The following is an 18,718-nucleotide window of genomic DNA, read 5'->3' on the forward strand; positions in this document are numbered from 1 at the left end:
CGCCGTCCGCCCGCGACCCACACGGCCACGCACCACCCACCACGCACCGCACACCACCACGACCGGAGAGTTCCCATGTCCACTGTCCTCATCACTGGCGCCGCCACCGGCATCGGCAACCTCACCGCCCGCGCGGCCGCCCGCGCCGGGCACCGCGTCTACGCGACGATGCGCGACCCCGAGGGCCGCAACGCCCCCAGGGCCGGCGAGCTGCGCGACGCCGCCGCCGCGGAAGGCGTCGACCTGCGCGTCATCGAACTCGACGTCAGCTCGCAGGAGTCCGCCGACGCCGCCGTGCGCACCGTGCTCGCCGACGGCGGTGGGCTCGACGTGGTCGTCCACAACGCCGGCCACCTGCTGGTCGGTTACGTGGAGGCGTTCACCGCCGAGGAGATCGCCCACCTCGTCGACGTGAACACCCTGGGCGTGCAGCGGCTCAACCGCGCCGCGCTCCCCCACCTGCGCGAGCGCGGCCACGGCACCCTGCTCTACGTCGGCAGCACCATCCCCGTCACCACCCCGCCCTTCCTCGGCCCCTATGTCGTCTCCAAGGCCGCGATGGACGCGCTGGCCCTGGTCACCTCCTACGAGGTCTCCCAGTTCGGCATCGAGACCGTGATCGTCATGCCCGGCGCCTTCACCGAAGGCACCGACCACTTCCCCAAGGCCGGCCGCGCCGCCGACACCGCCGTCGCCGAGGCGTACCGGGTCCTGGACCCGCTGGTCGCCCGCAACGAGGAGGCCACCGCGAGCCTGTTCACCCCGGGCGGCACGGCCGACCCCGTCGTCGTGGCCGAGGAGATCGTCCGCATCCTCGCCCTCCCGTACGGCGAGCGGCCCTTGCGCAGCGTCGTCGACCTCACCCACTCGAAGGTGGAACAGGCCAACGCCGCCGTCACCGAGGCCCGTACCGACTTCGTCCGCCGCATGGGCTTCGGCGAGGTCCTGGAACTGCGCCGGGCCTGACCGCCCCGGCCCCTGCGAACTGCACAAGAGAGCGAGACCCCCATGGCCGAGTCCCCCCTCGCCGCGATCACCGACCTGCTGCGCACCTCCCCGCTCGACATGGGCGGCGACCCGCGCACCATGCGCCTCGTCTTCGACGAGATGATCGGCTCCCACCCCGTCCCAGAGGACGTCCGCGCCGTCCCCGGCGAACTCCGCGGCATCCCGACCGTCGACGTCACCACCGGCGGCGCGCCGTCGGGAGTGACGCTGTACTTCCACGGCGGCGGCTACGCCCTCGGGTCCGCCGCGGCAAGCGTCAACCTGGCGGCCGACATCGCCCGCCGCACCGGTACCACCGTCCGTTCCGTGGACTACCGCCTCGCGCCGGAGAACCCGTTCCCGGCCGCCGTCGACGACGCGCTCGCGGCCTACCGCGGGCTGCTCGACCGCGGCATACCGGCCGAGGAGATCGCCGTCAGCGGCGAATCCGCCGGTGGAGGGCTCGCCGTGGCCCTCCTGGTCGCGATCAAGGAAGCCGGTCTCCCCCGGCCCGCGGTCGCCGCCGTCCTCTCCCCGTGGGCGGACCTCACCCTGTCCGGCCGCAGCCACGTGACCAAGGCCGCCCTCGACCCGGCCCTCACCCGGGAGGGGCTCGCCACCCGCGCCGCCGACTACCTCGCCGGCACCGACCCGCGCAGCCCCCTCGCCAGCCCCCTCTTCGCCGACCTGCGCGGGCTGCCCCCGCTGCTGATCCAGGCCGGCAGCCACGAGGTCCTGCTCGACGACGCCGTCCGGCTGGCCGCGAAGGCCGCCGACGACGACGTGGCGGTCACCCTGCGGACGTTCCCGGGCGCGCCCCACGTCTTCCAGGGCTTCGCCGCCGTCCTCCCCGAAGGCGCCCGGGCCCTGGACGACGTCGGCGCCTTCGTCCGCGCCCGCCTCGGCCGGCAGGCCGTCTGACGCACCGGCCCGCACACTGGGACGGCCGCCTGGTCCCAGCGCCGGTGGCGTTCCCGCCCCCGGCACGGAAGCAGACACATCGAGGAGCGAACCATGCGAGCCGTACGATTCCACCGTTACGGAGGCCCCGAGGTGCTCGACGTCGAGGACGTCGAACCGCGAGCCCTCCAGCCGCACGACGTGCTGGTCCGGATGCGCGCCGCGGGCATCAACCCGGGCGAGGCGAAGATCCGCAGCGGCGAGCTGCGCGAGCGCCTCCCGGCGACCTTCCCGTCCGGACAGGGCAGCGACCTGGCCGGCACCGTGGTGGGAATCGGCCCCGACGTCACCCGGTGGCAGGTCGGCGACGACGTCCTCGGCTGGTCCTGGGAGCGTTCCAGCCAGGCCGAGTACGTCGCCGTCCCCGAGGACCAGCTCGTCGCCAAGCCCGAGGGCCTGGCCTGGGAGGTCGCGGGCGCCCTGTACGTGGCCGGCTGCACCGCCCACGCGGCCGTCGCCGCCGTCGCCCCTCGACCGGGCGAGACCGTCGTCGTCAGCGCGGCCTCCGGGGGCGTGGGGAGCATCGCCGTCCAACTGGTGCGCCGGGCCGGCGCGCACGTGGTCGCCGTCGCCTCCGCCCGCCACCAGGACTGGCTGGAGGCCCACGACGCCACCGTCGTCCCGTACGGCGAGGGCGTCGCGGAGCGGGTGCGGCAGGCGGCCGGGAAGGCGCCGGACGGGTTCCTCGACTTCTACGGCGGCGACTACGTCCGCCTCGCCGTCGACCTCGGCGTCCCCCCGGACCGGATCAACACCATCGACTACGCGGCGGCCGCCACGTACGGGACCCGGTCGGACGCGAGCGCCGAGGGCACCAAGCCCGAGGTCCTCGCCGAACTCGCCGGGCTGGCGGCCACCGGGGCCCTGGAGGTCCCGATCAGCGCGGTCCACCCGCTGGCGGAGGTGCGGCAGGCGTTCGAGCAGCTCGAACACGGCCACCCGCTCGGCAAGATCGTGCTCATCCCCTGACCGGCGCCGGACGTCCGGCACGCGGGCCCGCGCGAGCCCGCGCGGGTCAGGCCGGCGGCCGGGTGGTGGTGACGGTGAACAGGCCGCCGTCGGGGTCGCGCAGTTCCGCGTAGGCCCCGGAGTGCGTGCTGCCCTGGCGGATCAGGGTGCCGCCGAGGCCGCGGGCGGCGGCCACGCAGGCGCCGGTGTCCGGGACGGTGAACTGCACGTCCCAGTGCGGCCGCACCGTCGGGTCCGGGTCGGCCTCGACCGCCCCCGAGCTGAGCCGGGCGACCACGGCGCCGCCGCTGCGCACGACGACCTCCTCGTGTTCGTAGTCGACGGTGCAGCCGTCCGGGCTGCCGTCGGCCCACTGCAGGACGCCGCCGTAGAAGATCGCGGCCTCGAAGGCGTCGCGGGTGCGCAGCCGGAGCACCACCGGCCCCTGGTCGTGCCAGGTCTCCCAGCCCCTGGGCAGCCGCCCGTCCCACACCCCGAAGACGGCGCCGTCGCGGTCGGCGGCGACCAGGGCGCGGCCGGAGGCGAACGCGACCGGGCCGAGCGCGACGGTCGCGCTGCGCTCGCGGATGCGGCCGGCGGCTTCGTCCACCTGGGGGACGAAGAAGTACGGGGTCCAGCCGACCGCGATCTGCAGGTCGGTGGCGACGGCCCCGATGCCCGCGACCGGGCGGCCGTCGCTGAGGGCGACCGCGAAGTGGTCGCCGAGCGTGGTGTTGCGGAACTCCCAGCCCAGCACGCTGCCGTAGAACTTCTCGGCCGCCTGGAGGTCACGCGCGGTGAGGTTGGCCCAGCAGGGGGCTCCGCGGGGCGCGTCCGCGGCGGGCGCGATGGCGGTGGGCGCTGATGGGTGCTCGCTCGTCACTGTGGTGCCGTTCCGTTTCGGGGACAGGGAACTGCCGGGGGTCGGCCGGGTGCCTCGCGTCGCCTTCCCCGGTATGGCGTGATCATGCCTCGCGGTTCGCCCCGATCCGCTGGTTCCGGGCGGGCCGTGGGACAGCCGGCACCGGACCGGCGCGTGACCGGGGCTCGGCCGGAGTGCGGCCGTGTGCAGGACGTTACCGGCTCCGGGCGGTGCGTGACCGATCGGGGTCGGCTCGGCGGCCGGCGGTCCGGACCGGGCACGCGCTCACCCGGGTCCGGACACGGGTGAGGGCCCGCCGGGACACGGCGGGCCCTCGTGGTGGTTCGGGTGGGCGGCACGGGGCTGGCCGGGCGCGATCGACCGGGCCCGCCCCGGGCCCTCAGTCGCCGTAGCCGGCGGGCTCCCGCGGCCGGTCCGGGCGGTCGTAGGCGGGCGGGCGGGCGGGCGCGGGCGGGCGCAGCGGGCCGCGCGCCAACCGGTGCGCGCCGAACGCCAGCAGCACCGCCAGCAGCCCGCCGCCCCCGGTCCACAGCCAGCGCGGCGACCACCAGGTGCCGGCCCAGCCGCCCGAGGGGGCGACGCTCGGGCCGTTGGCGGTCACCACCGGCGCCACGGAGCCGTCGACCGCCTGGCTGCCCGCGGTGCCGTCCGAGGTGGCCTCGACCTGGGCCTGCACCGGCTGACCGAGATCGGTCGAGGGCAGGTCGAGGACGGTCACCCGGACGTAGTACGCGCCACGCAGCGGGTCGTTGGCCCACGGCTCGGACCACGAGCGGATCGTCCGCAGGTGGCAGACCAGGTCGACGGAGGCCGCGTCGGCGGCCGCGGTGACGGTCTGGGTGCCGTAGCGGCAGGACTGGTGGCGGCGCAGGCCGTCGTAGACGTCGACCTGCCAGGTGGACGCGCCGTGCCGGGTGGAGGTGGTGGGGAAGGTGACGGTGGCGTGCACGGTGACGTGCTGCCCGGTGTCGGCGGGGAACTGCCAGTACAGGTAGTCGCCGGTGGACGCCTCGGCGGTGGCGTGCACGCCCTGGTCGATGACGGTGGCGGTGCGGAAGTCGGTGCCGGCCTGGGTGGGCGGCGCGTCGGACCCGGTCGCGCTGGGGGTGGGGTCCGGGGTGCCGGAGTCGTCGTCGGCGGCGGCCGGTCCGGTCAGCGCGGTGAGGGCGGCCGCCGCCAGCAGGGTGGCGGCGCCCAGCAGTCGTACGGTGCGCATCAGCGGGTCCTCCCGGTGTTCGTGCGCCAGCGGGCGGCCCAGCCGGTGAGCAGTCCGGCGACGGCGCCGACGGCGGCGAGCAGGCCGAGCAGCCACCAGCCGCGGCCGAGTCCGTAGAAGGCCACGTCGGAGGGCTGGTCCGGGCTGTGCACGAGGTCGATGGACAGCTCGACCGGCAGGCCCGGGGTGGTCTTGACGGAGGCCGGCGCGGAGAAGGAGTTGCCGACCTGGAGGCACACGGTCTCGGCCGGAGTGTCGTCGTCGGCCTTCGGCTTCGGATAGCGGATGCCGGCCGAGACGGCGTCGGTGCGTCCGGTGCCGCCCTCGTCGTCGCGGACGATCTCCCGCCCGTGCAGGGTGACGCCGCGCAGCAGCACGCCGTAGTCGGCGTTCACCGAGCGGTCGTCGGAGACGGTGGCGGCGGCGCGCAGTTCCTGGCCGGGGCTGACCTCGACGCGGTACCAGCGGTTCTGGGAGAACGTCTCGCGGTCGGTGTACAGGCCGCGCTTGAGTACGGGGGCGGCCGCGCAGGTGTCGGCGCCCTGCACGGCGCTGGGGGTCACGGCGGTGTCGGTGCTGCGGTTGACGAGCTGCTTGACCTTGGTGGTGAGCTGCTGGCGGTGCTGCACGGTGGTGTAGGTGCCGCCGGTGGCCTCGGCGATGCAGCTGAGCTGGCTGCGGGTGTGGGTGTCGGGCACGAGCCCGAGGGTGTCGATGGTGAGGTCCACGCCCTGGGCGGCGATCTGCCGGGCGACGTCGCAGGGGTTGGCCGCGCAGGTGTCCTCACCGTCGGTGATGAGGACCAGGCGGTGGGTGCCGTCGCCGCCCTTGATGTCGTCGGCGGCCGCGAGCAGGGCCGGGCCGATCGGGGTCCAGCCGGTGGGCTGGAGGGTGGCGACGGCGCTCTTGGCCTGGTCGCGGTTGAGGGCGCCGACGGGGTAGAGCTGCCGGGTGTCCTTGCACCCGGTCTTGCGGTCGTCGCCGGGGTAGTTCGCGCCCAGGGTGCGTATGCCGAGCTCGACGCCCTGGGGCGTGGAGTCCAGCACGTCGTCGAACGCCTGCTTCGCAGCGGACATCCGCGACTGCCCGTCGATGTCCTTGGCGCTCATCGAACCGCTGACGTCGAGGACGAGTTCGACCTTGGGGGTGGCCCCCGGCACGGGCTCCCCGGCTTGGGCGGTGGCCGGCAGGAGGCCGCAGGCCAGTGCGGCCATCAGCCCGCAGGCCGAACCGGCGGCCAGTAGCTTTCGGATGATCATCGGTGGATCGTAGTGAAGGGTGGGCCGATTCCCGAAGTCGGCTGGTCAGCAAGGGCGTTGGACGCAATCGGACGGACTTTGACGTTTCTTTACAACCCGGGCGGCGGCCGGGTCGTCTCTGCTCGCGATTCCGGACGACGGGTTCCGCGAGTCGCCCGGGGAAGCCCCGGGAGGGGCCTGGGAAGACATCCGGGGAGACAAGGAGCAGGACATGCGCAGCAGTTCACTCGCCGCGGGTGCCGCGGTGTTCGCGGTGGCCGCGCTGGGAAGCGTACCGGCGATGGCGTCCTCGCCCGTCGCGGACGCCTCCGGCACCCCGATGTGCGCCACCTCGCAGCTCAGCGCCGCCCTCGGCGGCGGCGACGCGGGCGCGGGGAACCTCTACCGCTACCTGGTGATCACCAACACCAGCGGGACCACCTGTCACCTGACGGGCTACCCGGGCCTGTCGATGCTCGACGCGAGCGGCAAGCAGATCGGCCAACCCGCCACCCGGGACGCGCGGACGTACGCCGCGGTCGTGCTGAAGCCCGGCGCGTCGGCGAGCGACACCATCCACACCGTCAACCACCAGGGCACGTGCCTGCCGGCGTCCACGAAGCTGAAGGTCTACCCGCCGGGGAACACCGCCTCGCTGACGATCCCGGGGGCGATCACCGACTGCTACAACACCTTCGCGATCACCCCCCTCGCCGCGGGCAAGGGCGGCAACGACGGCGGCACCCCGACCGCCGCCCCGACCGCCGCGCCGTCGGCGGGCACCAGTGGCGGCGCGCAGGTGCCGACGGTGCCCTCCGGCGCCCCCGACACCGGCCTGGCCGAGACCGGTTCGCACGGCGGGAACACCACGGCGCTCGCCGCGACCGGCGCGGGCGTGCTCGCGCTGGGCGGCGCCGGCGTCACGGTGGCGCTGCGCCGCAAGGTGCGGGACAGCCGTTGAGCCCCGCGGCCGGCGTGACCGCCGTACGTGAGGGGGCCGCCGGCCGCCGGACCCGCCGCGGGAGCGCTGTGTGCGCGCTCGCGGCGGGTCTGGCCCTGCTGTGCGGGTGTGCGTCGACCTCGCCCGCGCAGACGCCGTCCGGCGGCGGGTCGGTGGCCCCGACCACTTCCGTGTCGGCGGACGACGGCTCCGGCCCGTCCGCCACCGCGCCCGCCGCGTCCGCGCGCCCGATGGCGCGCTCGGTGCCGTCGCGGCTGCGCATCCCCTCGATCGGCGTCGACACGACCGTCATGGCGCTGGGCCTGGCCGCCGACGGCGAGGTGAAGGTGCCGCCGATCGAGAAGGACGCGCCCGCGGGGTGGTTCGACGGCTCGCCGACCCCGGGCCAGCTCGGCCCCTCGGTGATCCTCGGCCACGTCACCGTCGGGTCGTACGGCGACGGGGTGTTCCTGCGCCTGGACAAGATCCGCAAGGGCGAGACCGTGTCGGTGGTCCGGGCGGACGGCTCGGTGGCGACCTTCGCCGTCGACCGGGTGCAGACCGTCGCCAAGTCGCATTTCCCGACATCCTCCGTCTACGGGAACGTGGACCGCCCCGAACTGCGTCTCATCACGTGCGGCGGGACCCGGATCAGCGGGGGCGGCGGCTACCCGGACAACGTGATCGTGTACGCCTCGCTGGTGTCCGGGTCGTGAACCCGATGGCGCCCGCCGGTCCGGCCGGCCTCACCGGGCCGGTACGGTCGGCTGGGCCCGCCGGGCCGTCACGACGACAAGCGAGGGGAGCGACCATCCGGTCTCAAGAGCGCGCGGCCTCCGAGCTGTTCGCGGCCCTGTACCCGCGGTTGGCGGGCTGGGTGCGCAAGCTGGTGGACGACGACGGGACCGCGCACGAGATCGCCTCCGAGGCGTTCACCAGGCTCTGGGCGCGCTGGACGAAGGTGGAGGAGCCCAGCGGCTTCCTCTACGTGACCGCGGCGAACCTGGTGCGCGACCACTGGCGCAAACTGGAGCGCGAGCGGCGCGCGCTGCGCCGGGTGAAGACGGAGGAAGCGGTGAAGCAGCAGCCGGAGGCGACCGACCCCACGGTGCGGATGCTGGTGCAGTCGCTGCCGGAGCGGCTGCGCGACCCGGCCCTGCTCTACTACTTCGCGGACCTGCCGGTCCGGGAGGTGGCGGCCCTGCTGGGCCGCAGGGAGGGCACCGTCAAGGCCGACCTGCACGCCGCCCGCGAACTGCTGCGCGCCAAGCTCGGGGAGCACCATGACCGGATTTCCTGACGGCCCCGCGGTTCCGGACGGGTCCGGGCCCCCCGAGGAGTCCGGCCCGCCCGGCACGTCGCGTGGCTCTGGCGGCTCGGGCGGCTCCGGCGCTTCCGACGGCCCTGGCGGGCGCGTGGAGCGGGCGAACGGCTTCGACCGCCTCGGCGGCCTCGACGATCCCTCGGACGAGCGGGCCGGCCGCGACATCGCCGGTGGCCGCGACGTCGACCGCGACCTCGACGACGGCCCGGGCCCCGGCCGCGACGACGGCACGGACCCCCTGGCGCGGCTGCTGCGGCCCGCGGGCGGCTATCTGTCCGCCCCGCCCGGCACCTTCGAGCGGATCAGGCGCCGGGCCGCACGGCGCCGCAGGGTACGGGCGCTGGCCGGCGGCACCGCGGTCGCCGCGGTCATCGCGGGCGCGCTGTTCGTCACCGGAGTGGTCACCCCCGACGGCGACAGGACGATCGGCCCGCCGGCCGACCACTCCCTGGCCAGCAGCGGCCCCGCGCCCTCCGGGCGGCCGACCGCCACGCCCTCCGAGCAGCGGGCCAGCGGCGGGAGCGGCACGCACACGCCCGCGGCGCCCACCTCGCCCACGCCGTCCGCCGGCGACACCGCCGGCGCGCCCGGCACGGTGCCCACCACGGCCCCGACGACGCCGGACACCAGCCCGCTGTGCACCGCCGCGCAGCTCACCGCGACCCTGGGCGGCGGCGACGCGGGCGCGGGCAACCTCTACCGCTACCTGGTGATCACCAACACCAGCGGGACGACCTGCCGCGTCGCGGGCTACCCGGGCCTGTCGATGCTCGACGCGAGCGGCAAGCAGATCGGCCAACCCGCCACCCGCCGGAAGGTGAGCTACTCCCCCGTCGTCCTCAAGCCCGGCGGCAGCGCCAGCGACACCATCCACACGATCAACCAGCAGGGCACCTGCCTGGCCACGTCGGCCCAGCTCAAGATGTACCCGCCGGGCAGCAAGGCGTCGCTGAAGTTCACCGGGCAGATCACCGACTGCGACGACATGTTCGAGATCACCCCCTTCACCGCGGGCAAGACCGGCAACCCGCCCTCCTGAGCCCCCCGCGGTGTCCCTGCTGCGGCGCGCTCCCGCGAAGGGGCGCGCCGCAGCGGCACGCGGGAGGCCCGCGGCGTCATGTGGCGGACCCGGCGGCTTCGCGTCCACGCGCCCGGTGCGCGAAGCTTTGAAACAGGGCTCAATGCGGTAACGGCACGTGAGGACCGACAGGCCCGCCGGCCGCCCGGGGCCTAACCTGACGGTCGGGGAAGTGAGGTGAGCGAGCTGCGACGATTCCGGGCCGACCGCCGCCCTGCCCGCGAGCGCCCGCAGACCGTGCGGGGCGCCCGCCACCCGGCCGGACGCCTGTACGACGACGGCCGCGCCGCCGTCGGCGAGACCGACCGGGCGGACGACCTCGACGCGGCGGACCGCGCGACGGACCGCGCCCGCCGTACGGACCAGGTGGCCGCGACGGACGTCCTCGCCACGGACCACGCGGTCGGCGAGGACGACCCGGACCGCTTCGGCGATGAGGCGGACGACCTCGATGACTCGGGCAGCAGCCGCCTCCCGGTCGGCCTGGACCGCCCCTCCGCCCCCTTGCCCCTGACGGTGCTGCCGTACGCCGTGATGGCGCTGGTCGCGCTGGTCGACGGGATCGGCGGGCAGAGCGTGGGCCTGCTGCCGCTGGTGGCGCTCGGCCCGGCCTTCGCCGGGCTGGTCGGCTCCTGGGTGCGTACGGCGGTGATCGGCGTGCTGGCGGTGGCCGTGGTCTGCGCGCTGGGCGCGGTCGACGGCCTGTTCGCCGAGCGGCGCGGGTTCGCCGCGATCGGCGCCGTCGTCGGGGTGACGGTCGCCGCGGTGATCGCCGCGGTCACCCGGCAGCGGCGCGAGGCGGAACTGGCGAACGTCCGGTCGATCGCCGAGGTCGCGCAGCGCGTGCTGCTGCGCCCGGTGCCGCGCAGCGCCGGCCATCTGCGGGCCGCCGTGTCGTACACCTCCGCGGTGACCGAGGCGCGGATCGGCGGGGACCTGTACGAGGTGGTGCCCACGCCCGCGGGGGTGCGGGTGATCATCGGCGACGTGCAGGGCAAGGGGCTGGAAGCGGTGGAGACGGCCGCGGTGGTGGTGGGCGCGTTCCGGGAGGCGGCACACGACGAGAAGACCCTGGAGGGCGTCGGCGAGCGGGTGCAGCGCGCCGCAGACCGCACGCTGCGCGGGGAGAAGTTCGTCACCGCGGTCATGGCGGAGATCGACCCGCGGGGCGGCACCACGCTGCTGAACTTCGGCCACCCGCCGCCGATGGTGGTCCGCCCCGACGGGCGGGTCGACTTCCCCGAGCCGCCGGCGTACTCGCTGCCGCTGGGGCTGAGGATGCGCCAGGACGAGCCGCCGGTGCCGTTCGAGGTGGACTTCCGCCCCGGCGACCAGTTGCTGCTGTACACCGACGGCGTCACCGAGGCACGTGACGCGTCCGGGGCGTTCTACCCGCTCGGCGAGCGGGCGCACCTGCTCGCCGACGACGACCCGCAGCAGGCCCTGGAGACACTGCGGGCGGACCTGATCGCCCACGCCGAGGGGCCGCTGCACGACGACGCGGCGATGCTGCTGCTGCGCTACCGGGACCCGAGGGCGCGTCCGGTGCCCGCGGCGACGCCGGACGCCGCGAGCGCCGGAACGGACGCCGCTTCCGGTTCCGCGGCGGATTCGGGTTCCGGCTCGGAGCCCGGTTCTGCCGCAGGCCCCGGTTCTGCCGCAGGCCCCGTTTCCGGCCCCGACGGGGTCAGCGGCAGTCCGGGTGGCCCCAGCCGTCCTGGTTCTTCGTGATCGGCTCGCCGGCCGCGTAGGGGCGGCCGCAGCGGCACCGGCCGGGGTACTTCGCCTTCAAGGTGCGCACCGGCCCGCCGCCGGCCGGCTCGGCGGCGCCCTTCGTGGCGCGCGGGCCGGACCGCGCGGCGCCCTTGGCGGGCTTGCGGCTGCTCGCGGGCGCGGGCGGCGGCGCCGGGGAACCCTCGGCGCTGCCGGCGGGCTGCTGGGTGACGGCCGCCTGGCTGGCGGCGCGGTCGGCGAAGTCGTTGAGCCGGTCGCCGTCGACCTGGTGCGCGGGCACGTAGCGGAAGTCCACGGTGCGGCCGGTGAGCAGGGCGTCGATCCGGACCACCAGCTCCTGGTTGGCCACCGGCTTGCCCGCCGAGTTCTTCCAGCCGTTGCGCTTCCAGCCCGGCAACCAGGTGGTGACGGCCTTCATCGCGTACTGGGAGTCCATCCGGATCTCCAGCGGTACCGCGGGGTCGGCGACGGTCAACAGCCGTTCCAGGGCGGTGAGTTCGGCGACGTTGTTGGTGGCGGTGCCCAGCGGCCCCGCCTCCCACCTCTCGGGCTCGCCGGAGCCGTCTGCCATGACCCAGGCCCAGCCGGCCGGACCCGGATTTCCTTTGGACGCGCCGTCACAGGCGGCGGTGATGCGGTCTGCCACGCTCCGATCATGCCACCTGGCGAGGGTGGCGCGGACCCCGGCCGGTCCCGGCGCCGTCACGCCGCCCTGGCGCCGGTCACTTCTGCTGGAGGTGCGCCGCCTCGGTGTGCTCGCGGACCTGCTCCGGCGTCAGGTACGCGTCGGTGTACTCGAAGTCGCGCAGCGAGGCCGGAGTGCGGGCGAGGAAGCCGGTCCGCACGAAGTCGTCCCCGGCGACCGCGTTGAGCAGCCAGTTCGTCATCACGCGGGTCTTCGCCACATTGGTGCGCAGCGCCGTCCAGTGGTAGCCGCGGGCGACGGCCTGGGCGGGCAGTCCGCGCAGCTCGACGCCGAGCGGCTTGGACACCGCGTCGCGGCCGCCGAGGTCCACGACGAGGCCGAGGTCCTTGTGCAGGTACGGCTGGAGCGGCTGGCCGCGCAGGGACGCGATGACGTTGTCCGCCACCTTGCGGCCCTGGCGCATGGCATGCTGCGCGGTGGGCGGGCAGACCGCGGCCTCGTCGTCCTTCGTGAGGTCGGGCACGGCGGCGGCGTCGCCGAGGGCGAAGACCCCGGAGCGATCGGGCACCGACAGCTGCGCGCTCACCGCGAGGCGGCCGCGTACCGTCTCCGCGTCGAGCGTGGCGACCAGCGGGCTCGCGACGACGCCCGCGGTCCAGATCAGGGTGCGGCAGGGCAGCACCCGGCCGTCGGTGAAGGTGACCTCCTCCGGCCCGGCCTTGGCGATGGACACGCCGAGCGAGATGTCGATGCCGCGGTCCCGGAGGATCTTCTGCGCGCTGAGGCCGAGCTTGTCGCCGAGTTCGGGCATCAGCTTCGGCGCGATGTCGATCAGGTGCCACTTGATCTGGCGCGGGTCCAGCCGCGGGTAGCGGGTCGCCGCGTTACTGGTGAGGCGCTGCAGGCACGCGGCGGTCTCGGTGCCCGCGTATCCGCCGCCGACCACGACGAACTGCAGCCGCGAGGTGCGCTCGGCCTCGTCGTGGCTGGCGTCGGCGAGGTCCAGTTGCGAGATGACGTGGTCGCGGACGAACGCGGCCTCGGCGAGCGTCTTCATGCCCCGCGCGTTGTCCACCAGCCCGGGGATGTCGAAGGTGCGGGTGACGCTGCCGGGCGCCAGCACGATGTAGTCGTACGGCTCGTTGACGGTCTCGCCGGTGATCTTCCGGACCACGCAGACCTTGGCCTTGGTGTCCACGCCGATGGCGCCGCCGGGGATGATCCGGGTCCGGTACTTCTGGCTGCGGCGCAGCGACACCGCGATGGACTGCGGGGTGAGCATGCCGGAGGCGACCTGCGGCAGCAGCGGCAGGTAGAGCTGGTACGAGAACGGCGTCACGAGGGCGACATCCGCCTCGTCCGCGCCCAGTCTGCGCTCCAGCCGCCGTACGCACCCCACTCCGGCGAAACCCGCGCCCACCACGAGGATCTTCGGTCGTGCCACGATTGCCCTTCCCTTCTGCGGCCCGGCTGCTGTCCTTCGCCCTGCGCCTGCCCGCGGATCGCGGCCTCGCACTTCTGTCCTACCCCGCCGGCGGGTGGGCCGCCAGCGGAACGGCGGAGCCGGGCGGGACGCGCGCTACGCGGAGGCGGTCAGCACCACGCGGCGGCCCGGCTCGGTGGGGGCGGTCCAGGCGCGCTCGACCTCGGCGAGCGGCACCGGCTGCGCCGCGGCCGTGAGCGTGCCCGCGGCGAGTTGCTCCATCAGGGACGGAAGTTCGGCGACGATGCCGGCCGCGGTGAGGGACCCCTGGCCGCTGCCCATGATCCGCAGGTTCGCCGCGCGGAGCACGAACGACGGCAGGGTGATGTCCGGCCCGGCCATGGACCCGATCTGAATCCAGTCGAGCGCCGCGCTGCGCTCGGTCCGGCGGGTGAGCAGGGCGGGGATGGCCAGTTGGGTGGGGGCGCCCCAGGTGTAGTCGATGACGACGTCGACATCGGCGGCGGCCTCGCCCAGTCGGCCGGCGGCCTCCTCCGGATCTCCGGTCAGCGGGACCACCGTGGTCGCGCCGAGGCCGGTGAGCATCGCCAGCCGCTCGGGGTCCCGCCCGGCGGCGACGACGTGCGCCGCGCCGAGGTGGCGGGCGATCTGTACGGCCATCTGCCCGGCGTTGCCGGTCGCGCCGAGCACCAGCACGCTCTGCCCGGGTTTGAAGGCGACCCGGCGGCGCAGCGCCACCCACGAGGACATGGCCGGGTTCATCGCGGCCGCGATCACCACCGGGTCGGCGTCCTCGGGCAGCGGGACGGCGCGGCGCGGATCGAGGACGGCCTGCTCGGCCATGGTGCCGGGCGCGTCGTCGTCGGCCACGAAGTACACCCGCCGGCCGTCGGGCAGCCGCCCCACCGCGTCCACGCCGGGGACCATCGGCAGGCGGCCGTCGCTGGTGTAGTGGGTGCCGTTCGCGCCGGAGCGGACCCGGGGGTGCAGCCCGGCGGCGAGCACGTCCACCAGCACCTGATCTCCGGCCGGGTCAGGGGTCGCGAACTCCTCGTAGCGGGGCGGGTGGTCGAACGAGCGGACGACGGCGGCGCGCATGGCGGCTCCTTCGAACGGGGCGGATCAGAGGTCCGCCCACGGCATTAGTACGTGGCACCAACAAAATTAGTTGGTGCCACGTACTACGTCAAGCTACGATGACCGCATGTCCGACGACGCCGCGCCGACCACCGAGTCCGCACCCGCATCCGCCTCCCCCTCCGGGCCCGATGCGACCGATATGGCCGATGTGGCCGATGTGGGGATCGCGGACGGCCTGGCGCAGCTCTCCTTCCTGGTCCAGGGCGTGCTGGGGAAGGTCGCGGCCGAGTACGGGCTGTCGGTGATCCAGCTCCGCCTGCTCGGCGTGCTGCGCGACCGGGAACCCGGCATGCAGGCGCTCGCCCGGCACCTGGGCCTGGACAAGTCGAGCATGACCGGCCTGGTCGACCGGGCCGAGCGGCGCGGCCTCGTCCGCCGCACCACCTCGCCCCACGACGGGCGCGCCGTCCTGGTCTCGCTCACCGCGGAGGGCCACGAGCTGGCCCGCACGGGCGCCGCCGACGCGAGCCGCCGCATCCACGCCCTGACCGCGCACCTCACCGACACGCAGCGCACGCAGCTCTCCCTGCTCACCAGCGCGGTCCTGGCCGGCCACTCGACGATCTGACCGAGCCTCCGGCCGCTCCCACCGCCCCCTGACGCCGCCCCGCCGGCCCACCACCACGTACGGGGCCGGTCGGCGCGGGAGTTGGCGGCAGAGGCGCACCCCCGGGTCCGGGTCCTGCGGCTCAAGCCCGATCAGGACCGCCGACCCCTGTACTCCTGAGCCCCTGAGGTTGCGCCCTTGGGTTACCACCCGCGACGGTGGCGCGCGTGGCCACCGACCCGTAGGGGCTGCCGCTTTGTCGCGTCCGGACCACCGCCGGTTGCCGGTTGCCGATTGCCGATTGCTCGCGCGGTTCCCCGCGCCCCGAGCGGTGAACGCCTTCCGGGGCAACGGCCCACCCGGGGAGGGGAGGACGCCCTTCTGGTTTCCGGAACCCCTCTGCGACAAGCCCCCACCGACAGGTGGTCCCGGAGCCGGCGGCAGCCGGCGACTCCCGTGAGCGGGGCTTTCATCGCCCCCGGTTCACGGCTGGGCGGTGAGCACGATCTTGCCGCGGCTGGCGCGCTCTTCGAGGCGTTCATGGGCGCGCGCGGCCTGGTCGAGGGGGAAGGTGGCCTCCACGGGCACCCGGTAGGTGCCGGCCGCCACACCGGCGGCGATCTCCCGCAGGTCGGGGCGAGGGTCGTAGCCGTGCTCGATCAGGCCGGTGAGCTGGAAGCCGTGGACGGAGCCGTTCTTCGGGTAGAAGTCGCGGGTGTCGACGGTGCTGGGCCGCAGCGCCACGTTCGCCAGGGCGACGACGCGTCCGGCGAAGCCGATCTGGCGCAGGCTCTGCGCGAAGACGTCCCCGCCGACGGCGTCGAGGACCACGTCGGCGCCGCGTCCTTCGGTCAGGCGCAGCACCTCCTCGACCGCGGCGTCACCCGGGAAGGCCGAGGTGTCGACGGTGTCGTGAGCGCCGAATCCGGCCGCCCAGCCGACCTTCTCGGCGCTTCGGGCGGCGGCGATGACGCGGGCGCCGGCGTGCGCGGCGATCTGCACCGCCGCGCTGCCCACACCACTGCCGGCGGCCTGGACGACGACGGTCTCGCCCTTCCGGAGCCGCGCCAGCCGGTGCAGGCAGTACCAGGCGGTGACCCAGGCGATCGGGAGCCCGGCGGCGGCCTGGACGTCGACGCCGTCGGGCAGCGGGACCACGCGGGCGGCGGGCACGACCGCGAGTTCGGCGTAGAACCCGGGGGTGGACGCGCCCATGGCCATCACGCGCCGGCCGGGCGCGAGGTCCTCGACGCCCTCCCCCACGGCGGCGACGGTGCCCGCCGCCTCCAGGCCGAGGACCAGCGGGAGCGGGCGGGCGCGGTGGTAGGTGCCGGCCCGGGCGAGGGCGTCGGCGCGGTTGACGCCGGCGGCCTCGACCCGGACCAGCACCTCGCCGGGGCCCGGCACCGGGTCGGGCATCTCCACCGGGGTGAGGACGTCCGGGCCGCCGAAGGTGTCGATCCGTACCGCGCGCATGGGCCACCTGTCTCGTGTCGGTCCCTCCCGGCGTCGGCTCGGCGCCGGTCAGGTCTGCCGGGCCGGGGCGGCGCCGGTGAAGTGGTCCCACTGTGCGACACCGCTTCAACGAGTGTCAACTGCTACCGTCGTGTCATGGCGGCGACGGATGCGGAAGCAGGTACGGCGGGTACGACGGCGGGCCCGGCGGGTGCGGCCGGCTCAGCCGGCGCGGCGAGCGGTGAGAGCGGACCGGGCTTCCGCTTCGTGGGCGGCCGGGTCTGCCTGGACTTCGTGGCCACCCTCGGCAAGCGTCACACGGACCCGGTGGAGCGGCTGCCCGAACCGGCGGCGCTGGCACGGTGGTTCGGCGAGGCCGGGCTGCTGCCGCCCGGCGCGGCGGTACCGCAGGTCGGAGCGGCGGGGCTCACCCAGGCGAGGGTGCTGCGGGAGGCGCTGAACCGTCTGGTGCGCGCGGCGATGGACGGCCGGCCGTACGGCCGTACGGACATCGCGGTCGTCAACCGGGTGGCCGTGCTGCCGGACCTGGCCCCGCAGCTCGCGGACGGCGACCGGACCGGCGCCGGCGGCCCGGAGGTGCGCTGGCAGCACCGCGGACCGGTGGCGGGGGCGGCACTGGCCACGGTGGCGCGGGACGGCGTCCTCCTGCTGGGCGGCCCGGAGGCGGCCCGGGTCAAGGAGTGCGGCAACCCGGCGTGCTCGCTGCTGTTCGTGGACGACTCGCAGGCGCGGCGGCGCCGCTGGTGCTCGATGGACCGCTGCGGCAACCTCGCGAAGGTCGCCGGCTACCGGGCCCGGGCCCGCCGCAAGGACGCGGCGGCGCCGGCGGGCGACGCCGGACCGGAAGCGGACCTTGCGAGGTGACGAAGGACCGTCCGCCGGCCCCTCCGGACGGGATCGGGCCGGCCCGGGGGTGGCGCCGGGTGTGCCCCGAAGCCGCCCACATGTTGATGGCTTGACCGCTCCGCTGCGCTGACCTTCTACGTCGCCAAGGCCGCGACGGCGCGTTCGTCGTGCCCGCCCGGCCTTCCGTGCGCGTCTCAGCCCGTACGCACCCGAACGCGCTCGCACGACACGGTCCGCCTCGCCCCCGCCGCCCTGCGCCGATCCCACCGGAGCCGACCCGAATGGCGTCCGTCCCGGGGTGGATCATCAGATCCAGGTGGGCACGTGCCCCTCGGTGTAGCGGGCGCCGAAGCCGCCCAGAGGCAGGATCTCGTCGATGGCCGTGAGGTCCGCGTCGGCGAGGGTGAGGTCGGCGGCGGCGGCGTTCTCCTCGATGCGCGACGGGCTGCGGGAGCCGGGGATCGGCACGATGTGCTCGCCCCGGGTCAGGAGCCAGGCCAGGGCCAGTTGGGAGACGGTGGCACCCTTTGCCGCCGCGAGCTCGGCGAGCCGGTCGACGGCTTCGACGTTCTTCTCGAAGTTGCCCGGCTGCCAGCGAGGGTCGACGTTGCGTATGTCGGTGGCTTCGTACTGGCCGGCGGGTTTGGCGGTGCCGGTGATGAACCCACGGCCCAGGGGAGAATAGGCGACGAAGCCGATACCGAGTTCGTCCAGGGTGGGGAAGAGCTGCTCGACGTCCCGTTCGAACAGGGAGTACTCGGTCTGCAGGACGGAAACCGGCTGCACGGCGTGCGCCTTGCGGATCGTCTCCGGGCCCGCCTCGCTGAGGCCGAAGTACCTCACCTTGCCCGCGTCGATCAGCTCCTTGACGGTGCCCGCGACCTCCTCGACGGGCACCTCGGGGTCGACGCGGTGCTGGTAGAAGACGTCGATGTGATCCACGCCGAGGTAGCGCAGGCTGTTGTCGGCGACCTTGCGGATGTTGTCGGGCCGGCTGTTGAGGGCGCCGCCGATCCGCTCGGGAGGCACGGACATGTCGACGCCGAACTTGGTGGCCAGGACCACGTCGTCGCGAAAGTCCCTGACCGCCTCGCCGACCAGGATCTCGTTCGATCCGGTGCCCCAGCCGTACATCTCGGCGGTGTCGAAGAAGGTGATGCCCAGGTCGTAGGCGCGGCGGAGGGCGGCGACGCCGGCCGCCTCGTCGGTGGGTCCGTAGGCCATCGTCAGGCCCATCGAGCCGTAGCCGATCGCCGAGACCTCAAGGCCCTGGCTGCCCAGTGGCCGGTGCTGCATGACGGACTCCTTCGA

At 74.8% G+C, this 18,718-nt stretch carries 17 protein-coding genes and 1 pseudogene; 10 read left to right on the forward strand and 8 right to left on the reverse strand.

The window, feature by feature from the left end; all coding sequences use genetic code 11:
* The first annotated feature begins 75 nt into the window (after positions 1-75).
* From ACIPAE_RS07770 to ACIPAE_RS07780, 3 genes are all read left to right on the forward strand, one after another.
* Positions 76-966: an SDR family NAD(P)-dependent oxidoreductase gene (locus tag ACIPAE_RS07770; RefSeq protein WP_402443615.1), complete on the forward strand. Its 891-nt coding sequence runs from the start codon at positions 76-78 to the stop codon at positions 964-966.
* Between the two features lie 42 nt (positions 967-1,008).
* On the forward strand, positions 1,009-1,908 hold the full coding sequence (locus ACIPAE_RS07775) for an alpha/beta hydrolase (protein ID WP_402443617.1): 900 nt from the start codon (positions 1,009-1,011) through the stop codon (positions 1,906-1,908).
* 93 nt (positions 1,909-2,001) lie between these two features.
* Positions 2,002-2,916: an NADP-dependent oxidoreductase gene (locus ACIPAE_RS07780; protein ID WP_402443618.1), complete on the forward strand. Its 915-nt coding sequence runs from the start codon at positions 2,002-2,004 to the stop codon at positions 2,914-2,916.
* A 46-nt stretch (positions 2,917-2,962) separates the two neighbouring features.
* Here the strand turns inward: ACIPAE_RS07780 and ACIPAE_RS07785 are convergent, their stop codons facing one another.
* The 3 genes from ACIPAE_RS07785 to ACIPAE_RS07795 all read right to left on the reverse strand — a co-directional run bounded on the left by ACIPAE_RS07785 (position 2,963) and on the right by ACIPAE_RS07795 (position 6,253).
* Complete coding sequence (locus ACIPAE_RS07785) at positions 2,963-3,778, reverse strand: VOC family protein (RefSeq protein WP_366411548.1); 816 nt, start codon at positions 3,776-3,778, stop codon at positions 2,963-2,965.
* A 379-nt stretch (positions 3,779-4,157) separates the two neighbouring features.
* A complete protein-coding gene (locus tag ACIPAE_RS07790) occupies positions 4,158-4,994 on the reverse strand; it encodes a hypothetical protein (protein WP_329373205.1) in 837 nt (278 codons plus the stop codon).
* Complete coding sequence (locus ACIPAE_RS07795) at positions 4,994-6,253, reverse strand: VWA domain-containing protein (protein WP_329373203.1); 1,260 nt, start codon at positions 6,251-6,253, stop codon at positions 4,994-4,996. Before ACIPAE_RS07795 ends, ACIPAE_RS07790 begins: the two co-directional genes overlap by 1 nt.
* A 211-nt stretch (positions 6,254-6,464) precedes the next feature.
* On the opposite strand from ACIPAE_RS07795, the gene ACIPAE_RS07800 reads away from it, so the two are divergent.
* From ACIPAE_RS07800 to ACIPAE_RS07820, 5 genes and pseudogenes are all read left to right on the forward strand, one after another.
* Entirely contained in the window at positions 6,465-7,193 is a 729-nt protein-coding gene (locus tag ACIPAE_RS07800; RefSeq protein WP_402443621.1) for a DUF4232 domain-containing protein, read from the forward strand.
* Positions 7,190-7,888, forward strand: a complete 699-nt coding sequence (locus tag ACIPAE_RS07805) for a class F sortase (RefSeq protein WP_402443623.1) — start codon at positions 7,190-7,192, stop codon at positions 7,886-7,888. Before ACIPAE_RS07800 ends, ACIPAE_RS07805 begins: the two co-directional genes overlap by 4 nt.
* A 95-nt stretch (positions 7,889-7,983) precedes the next feature.
* A complete protein-coding gene (locus tag ACIPAE_RS07810; protein ID WP_329374573.1) occupies positions 7,984-8,472 on the forward strand; it encodes an RNA polymerase sigma factor in 489 nt (162 codons plus the stop codon).
* Positions 8,456-9,535 carry a DUF4232 domain-containing protein gene (locus ACIPAE_RS07815; protein WP_402443625.1) on the forward strand — a complete coding sequence of 360 codons (1,080 nt, stop codon included), beginning with the start codon at positions 8,456-8,458 and terminating at the stop codon, positions 9,533-9,535. Before ACIPAE_RS07810 ends, ACIPAE_RS07815 begins: the two co-directional genes overlap by 17 nt.
* 573 nt (positions 9,536-10,108) lie before the next feature.
* Positions 10,109-11,098 (forward strand): annotated as a pseudogene (locus tag ACIPAE_RS07820) (PP2C family protein-serine/threonine phosphatase); the annotation flags it as partial.
* A gap of 163 nt (positions 11,099-11,261) precedes the next feature.
* Here the strand turns inward: ACIPAE_RS07820 and ACIPAE_RS07825 are convergent.
* The 3 genes from ACIPAE_RS07825 to ACIPAE_RS07835 all read right to left on the reverse strand — a co-directional run bounded on the left by ACIPAE_RS07825 (position 11,262) and on the right by ACIPAE_RS07835 (position 14,496).
* Positions 11,262-11,954 carry a ribonuclease H gene (locus ACIPAE_RS07825; RefSeq protein ID WP_329373197.1) on the reverse strand — a complete coding sequence of 231 codons (693 nt, stop codon included), beginning with the start codon at positions 11,952-11,954 and terminating at the stop codon, positions 11,262-11,264.
* Positions 11,955-12,030: 76 nt separating this feature from the next.
* Positions 12,031-13,398, reverse strand: a complete 1,368-nt coding sequence (locus ACIPAE_RS07830) for an NAD(P)/FAD-dependent oxidoreductase (RefSeq protein WP_329373195.1) — start codon at positions 13,396-13,398, stop codon at positions 12,031-12,033.
* Positions 13,399-13,533: 135 nt separating this feature from the next.
* Positions 13,534-14,496, reverse strand: a complete 963-nt coding sequence (locus tag ACIPAE_RS07835; protein ID WP_402443627.1) for a zinc-binding alcohol dehydrogenase family protein — start codon at positions 14,494-14,496, stop codon at positions 13,534-13,536.
* A gap of 106 nt (positions 14,497-14,602) precedes the next feature.
* Here ACIPAE_RS07835 and ACIPAE_RS07840 point away from each other — a divergent pair, with 106 nt between their 5' ends.
* Positions 14,603-15,106 carry a MarR family winged helix-turn-helix transcriptional regulator gene (locus ACIPAE_RS07840; RefSeq protein WP_402443629.1) on the forward strand — a complete coding sequence of 168 codons (504 nt, stop codon included), beginning with the start codon at positions 14,603-14,605 and terminating at the stop codon, positions 15,104-15,106.
* 462 nt (positions 15,107-15,568) lie between these two features.
* On the opposite strand, the gene ACIPAE_RS07845 is transcribed toward ACIPAE_RS07840, so the two are convergent.
* Positions 15,569-16,561, reverse strand: coding sequence for a zinc-binding alcohol dehydrogenase family protein (locus tag ACIPAE_RS07845; protein WP_402443630.1), 993 nt, complete (start codon positions 16,559-16,561; stop codon positions 15,569-15,571).
* 135 nt (positions 16,562-16,696) lie between these two features.
* On the opposite strand from ACIPAE_RS07845, the gene ACIPAE_RS07850 reads away from it, so the two are divergent.
* Positions 16,697-17,425 (forward strand): CGNR zinc finger domain-containing protein, encoded by a 729-nt coding sequence (locus ACIPAE_RS07850; protein ID WP_402443632.1) that lies wholly within the window; start codon positions 16,697-16,699, stop codon positions 17,423-17,425.
* 288 nt (positions 17,426-17,713) lie between these two features.
* Here the strand turns inward: ACIPAE_RS07850 and ACIPAE_RS07855 are convergent, their stop codons facing one another.
* Entirely contained in the window at positions 17,714-18,703 is a 990-nt protein-coding gene (locus tag ACIPAE_RS07855; protein ID WP_402443634.1) for an aldo/keto reductase, read from the reverse strand.
* Positions 18,704-18,718: the final 15 nt, after the last annotated feature.

The sequence above is a fragment of the Streptomyces sp. NPDC087270 genome (genome assembly GCF_044744625.1).
Taxonomy (GTDB): Bacteria; Actinomycetota; Actinomycetes; order Streptomycetales; family Streptomycetaceae; genus Actinacidiphila.

Excerpts from the sequence above, each read along its gene's own strand:
- ACIPAE_RS07840 (WP_402443629.1), top strand. The coding sequence starts at position 14,603 with ATGTCCGACGACGCCGCGCCGACCACCGAGTCCGCACCCGCATCCGCC.
- ACIPAE_RS07800 (WP_402443621.1), top strand. The coding sequence starts at position 6,465 with ATGCGCAGCAGTTCACTCGCCGCGGGTGCCGCGGTGTTCGCGGTGGCC.
- ACIPAE_RS07780 (WP_402443618.1), top strand. The coding sequence starts at position 2,002 with ATGCGAGCCGTACGATTCCACCGTTACGGAGGCCCCGAGGTGCTCGAC.
- ACIPAE_RS07770 (WP_402443615.1), top strand. The coding sequence starts at position 76 with ATGTCCACTGTCCTCATCACTGGCGCCGCCACCGGCATCGGCAACCTC.
- ACIPAE_RS07775 (WP_402443617.1), top strand. The coding sequence starts at position 1,009 with ATGGCCGAGTCCCCCCTCGCCGCGATCACCGACCTGCTGCGCACCTCC.
- ACIPAE_RS07855 (WP_402443634.1), bottom strand. The coding sequence starts at position 18,703 with ATGCAGCACCGGCCACTGGGCAGCCAGGGCCTTGAGGTCTCGGCGATC.
- ACIPAE_RS07795 (WP_329373203.1), bottom strand. The coding sequence starts at position 6,253 with ATGATCATCCGAAAGCTACTGGCCGCCGGTTCGGCCTGCGGGCTGATG.
- ACIPAE_RS07845 (WP_402443630.1), bottom strand. The coding sequence starts at position 16,561 with ATGCGCGCGGTACGGATCGACACCTTCGGCGGCCCGGACGTCCTCACC.
- ACIPAE_RS07835 (WP_402443627.1), bottom strand. The coding sequence starts at position 14,496 with ATGCGCGCCGCCGTCGTCCGCTCGTTCGACCACCCGCCCCGCTACGAG.
- ACIPAE_RS07850 (WP_402443632.1), top strand. The coding sequence starts at position 16,697 with ATGGCGGCGACGGATGCGGAAGCAGGTACGGCGGGTACGACGGCGGGC.
- ACIPAE_RS07815 (WP_402443625.1), top strand. The coding sequence starts at position 8,456 with ATGACCGGATTTCCTGACGGCCCCGCGGTTCCGGACGGGTCCGGGCCC.
- ACIPAE_RS07790 (WP_329373205.1), bottom strand. The coding sequence starts at position 4,994 with ATGCGCACCGTACGACTGCTGGGCGCCGCCACCCTGCTGGCGGCGGCC.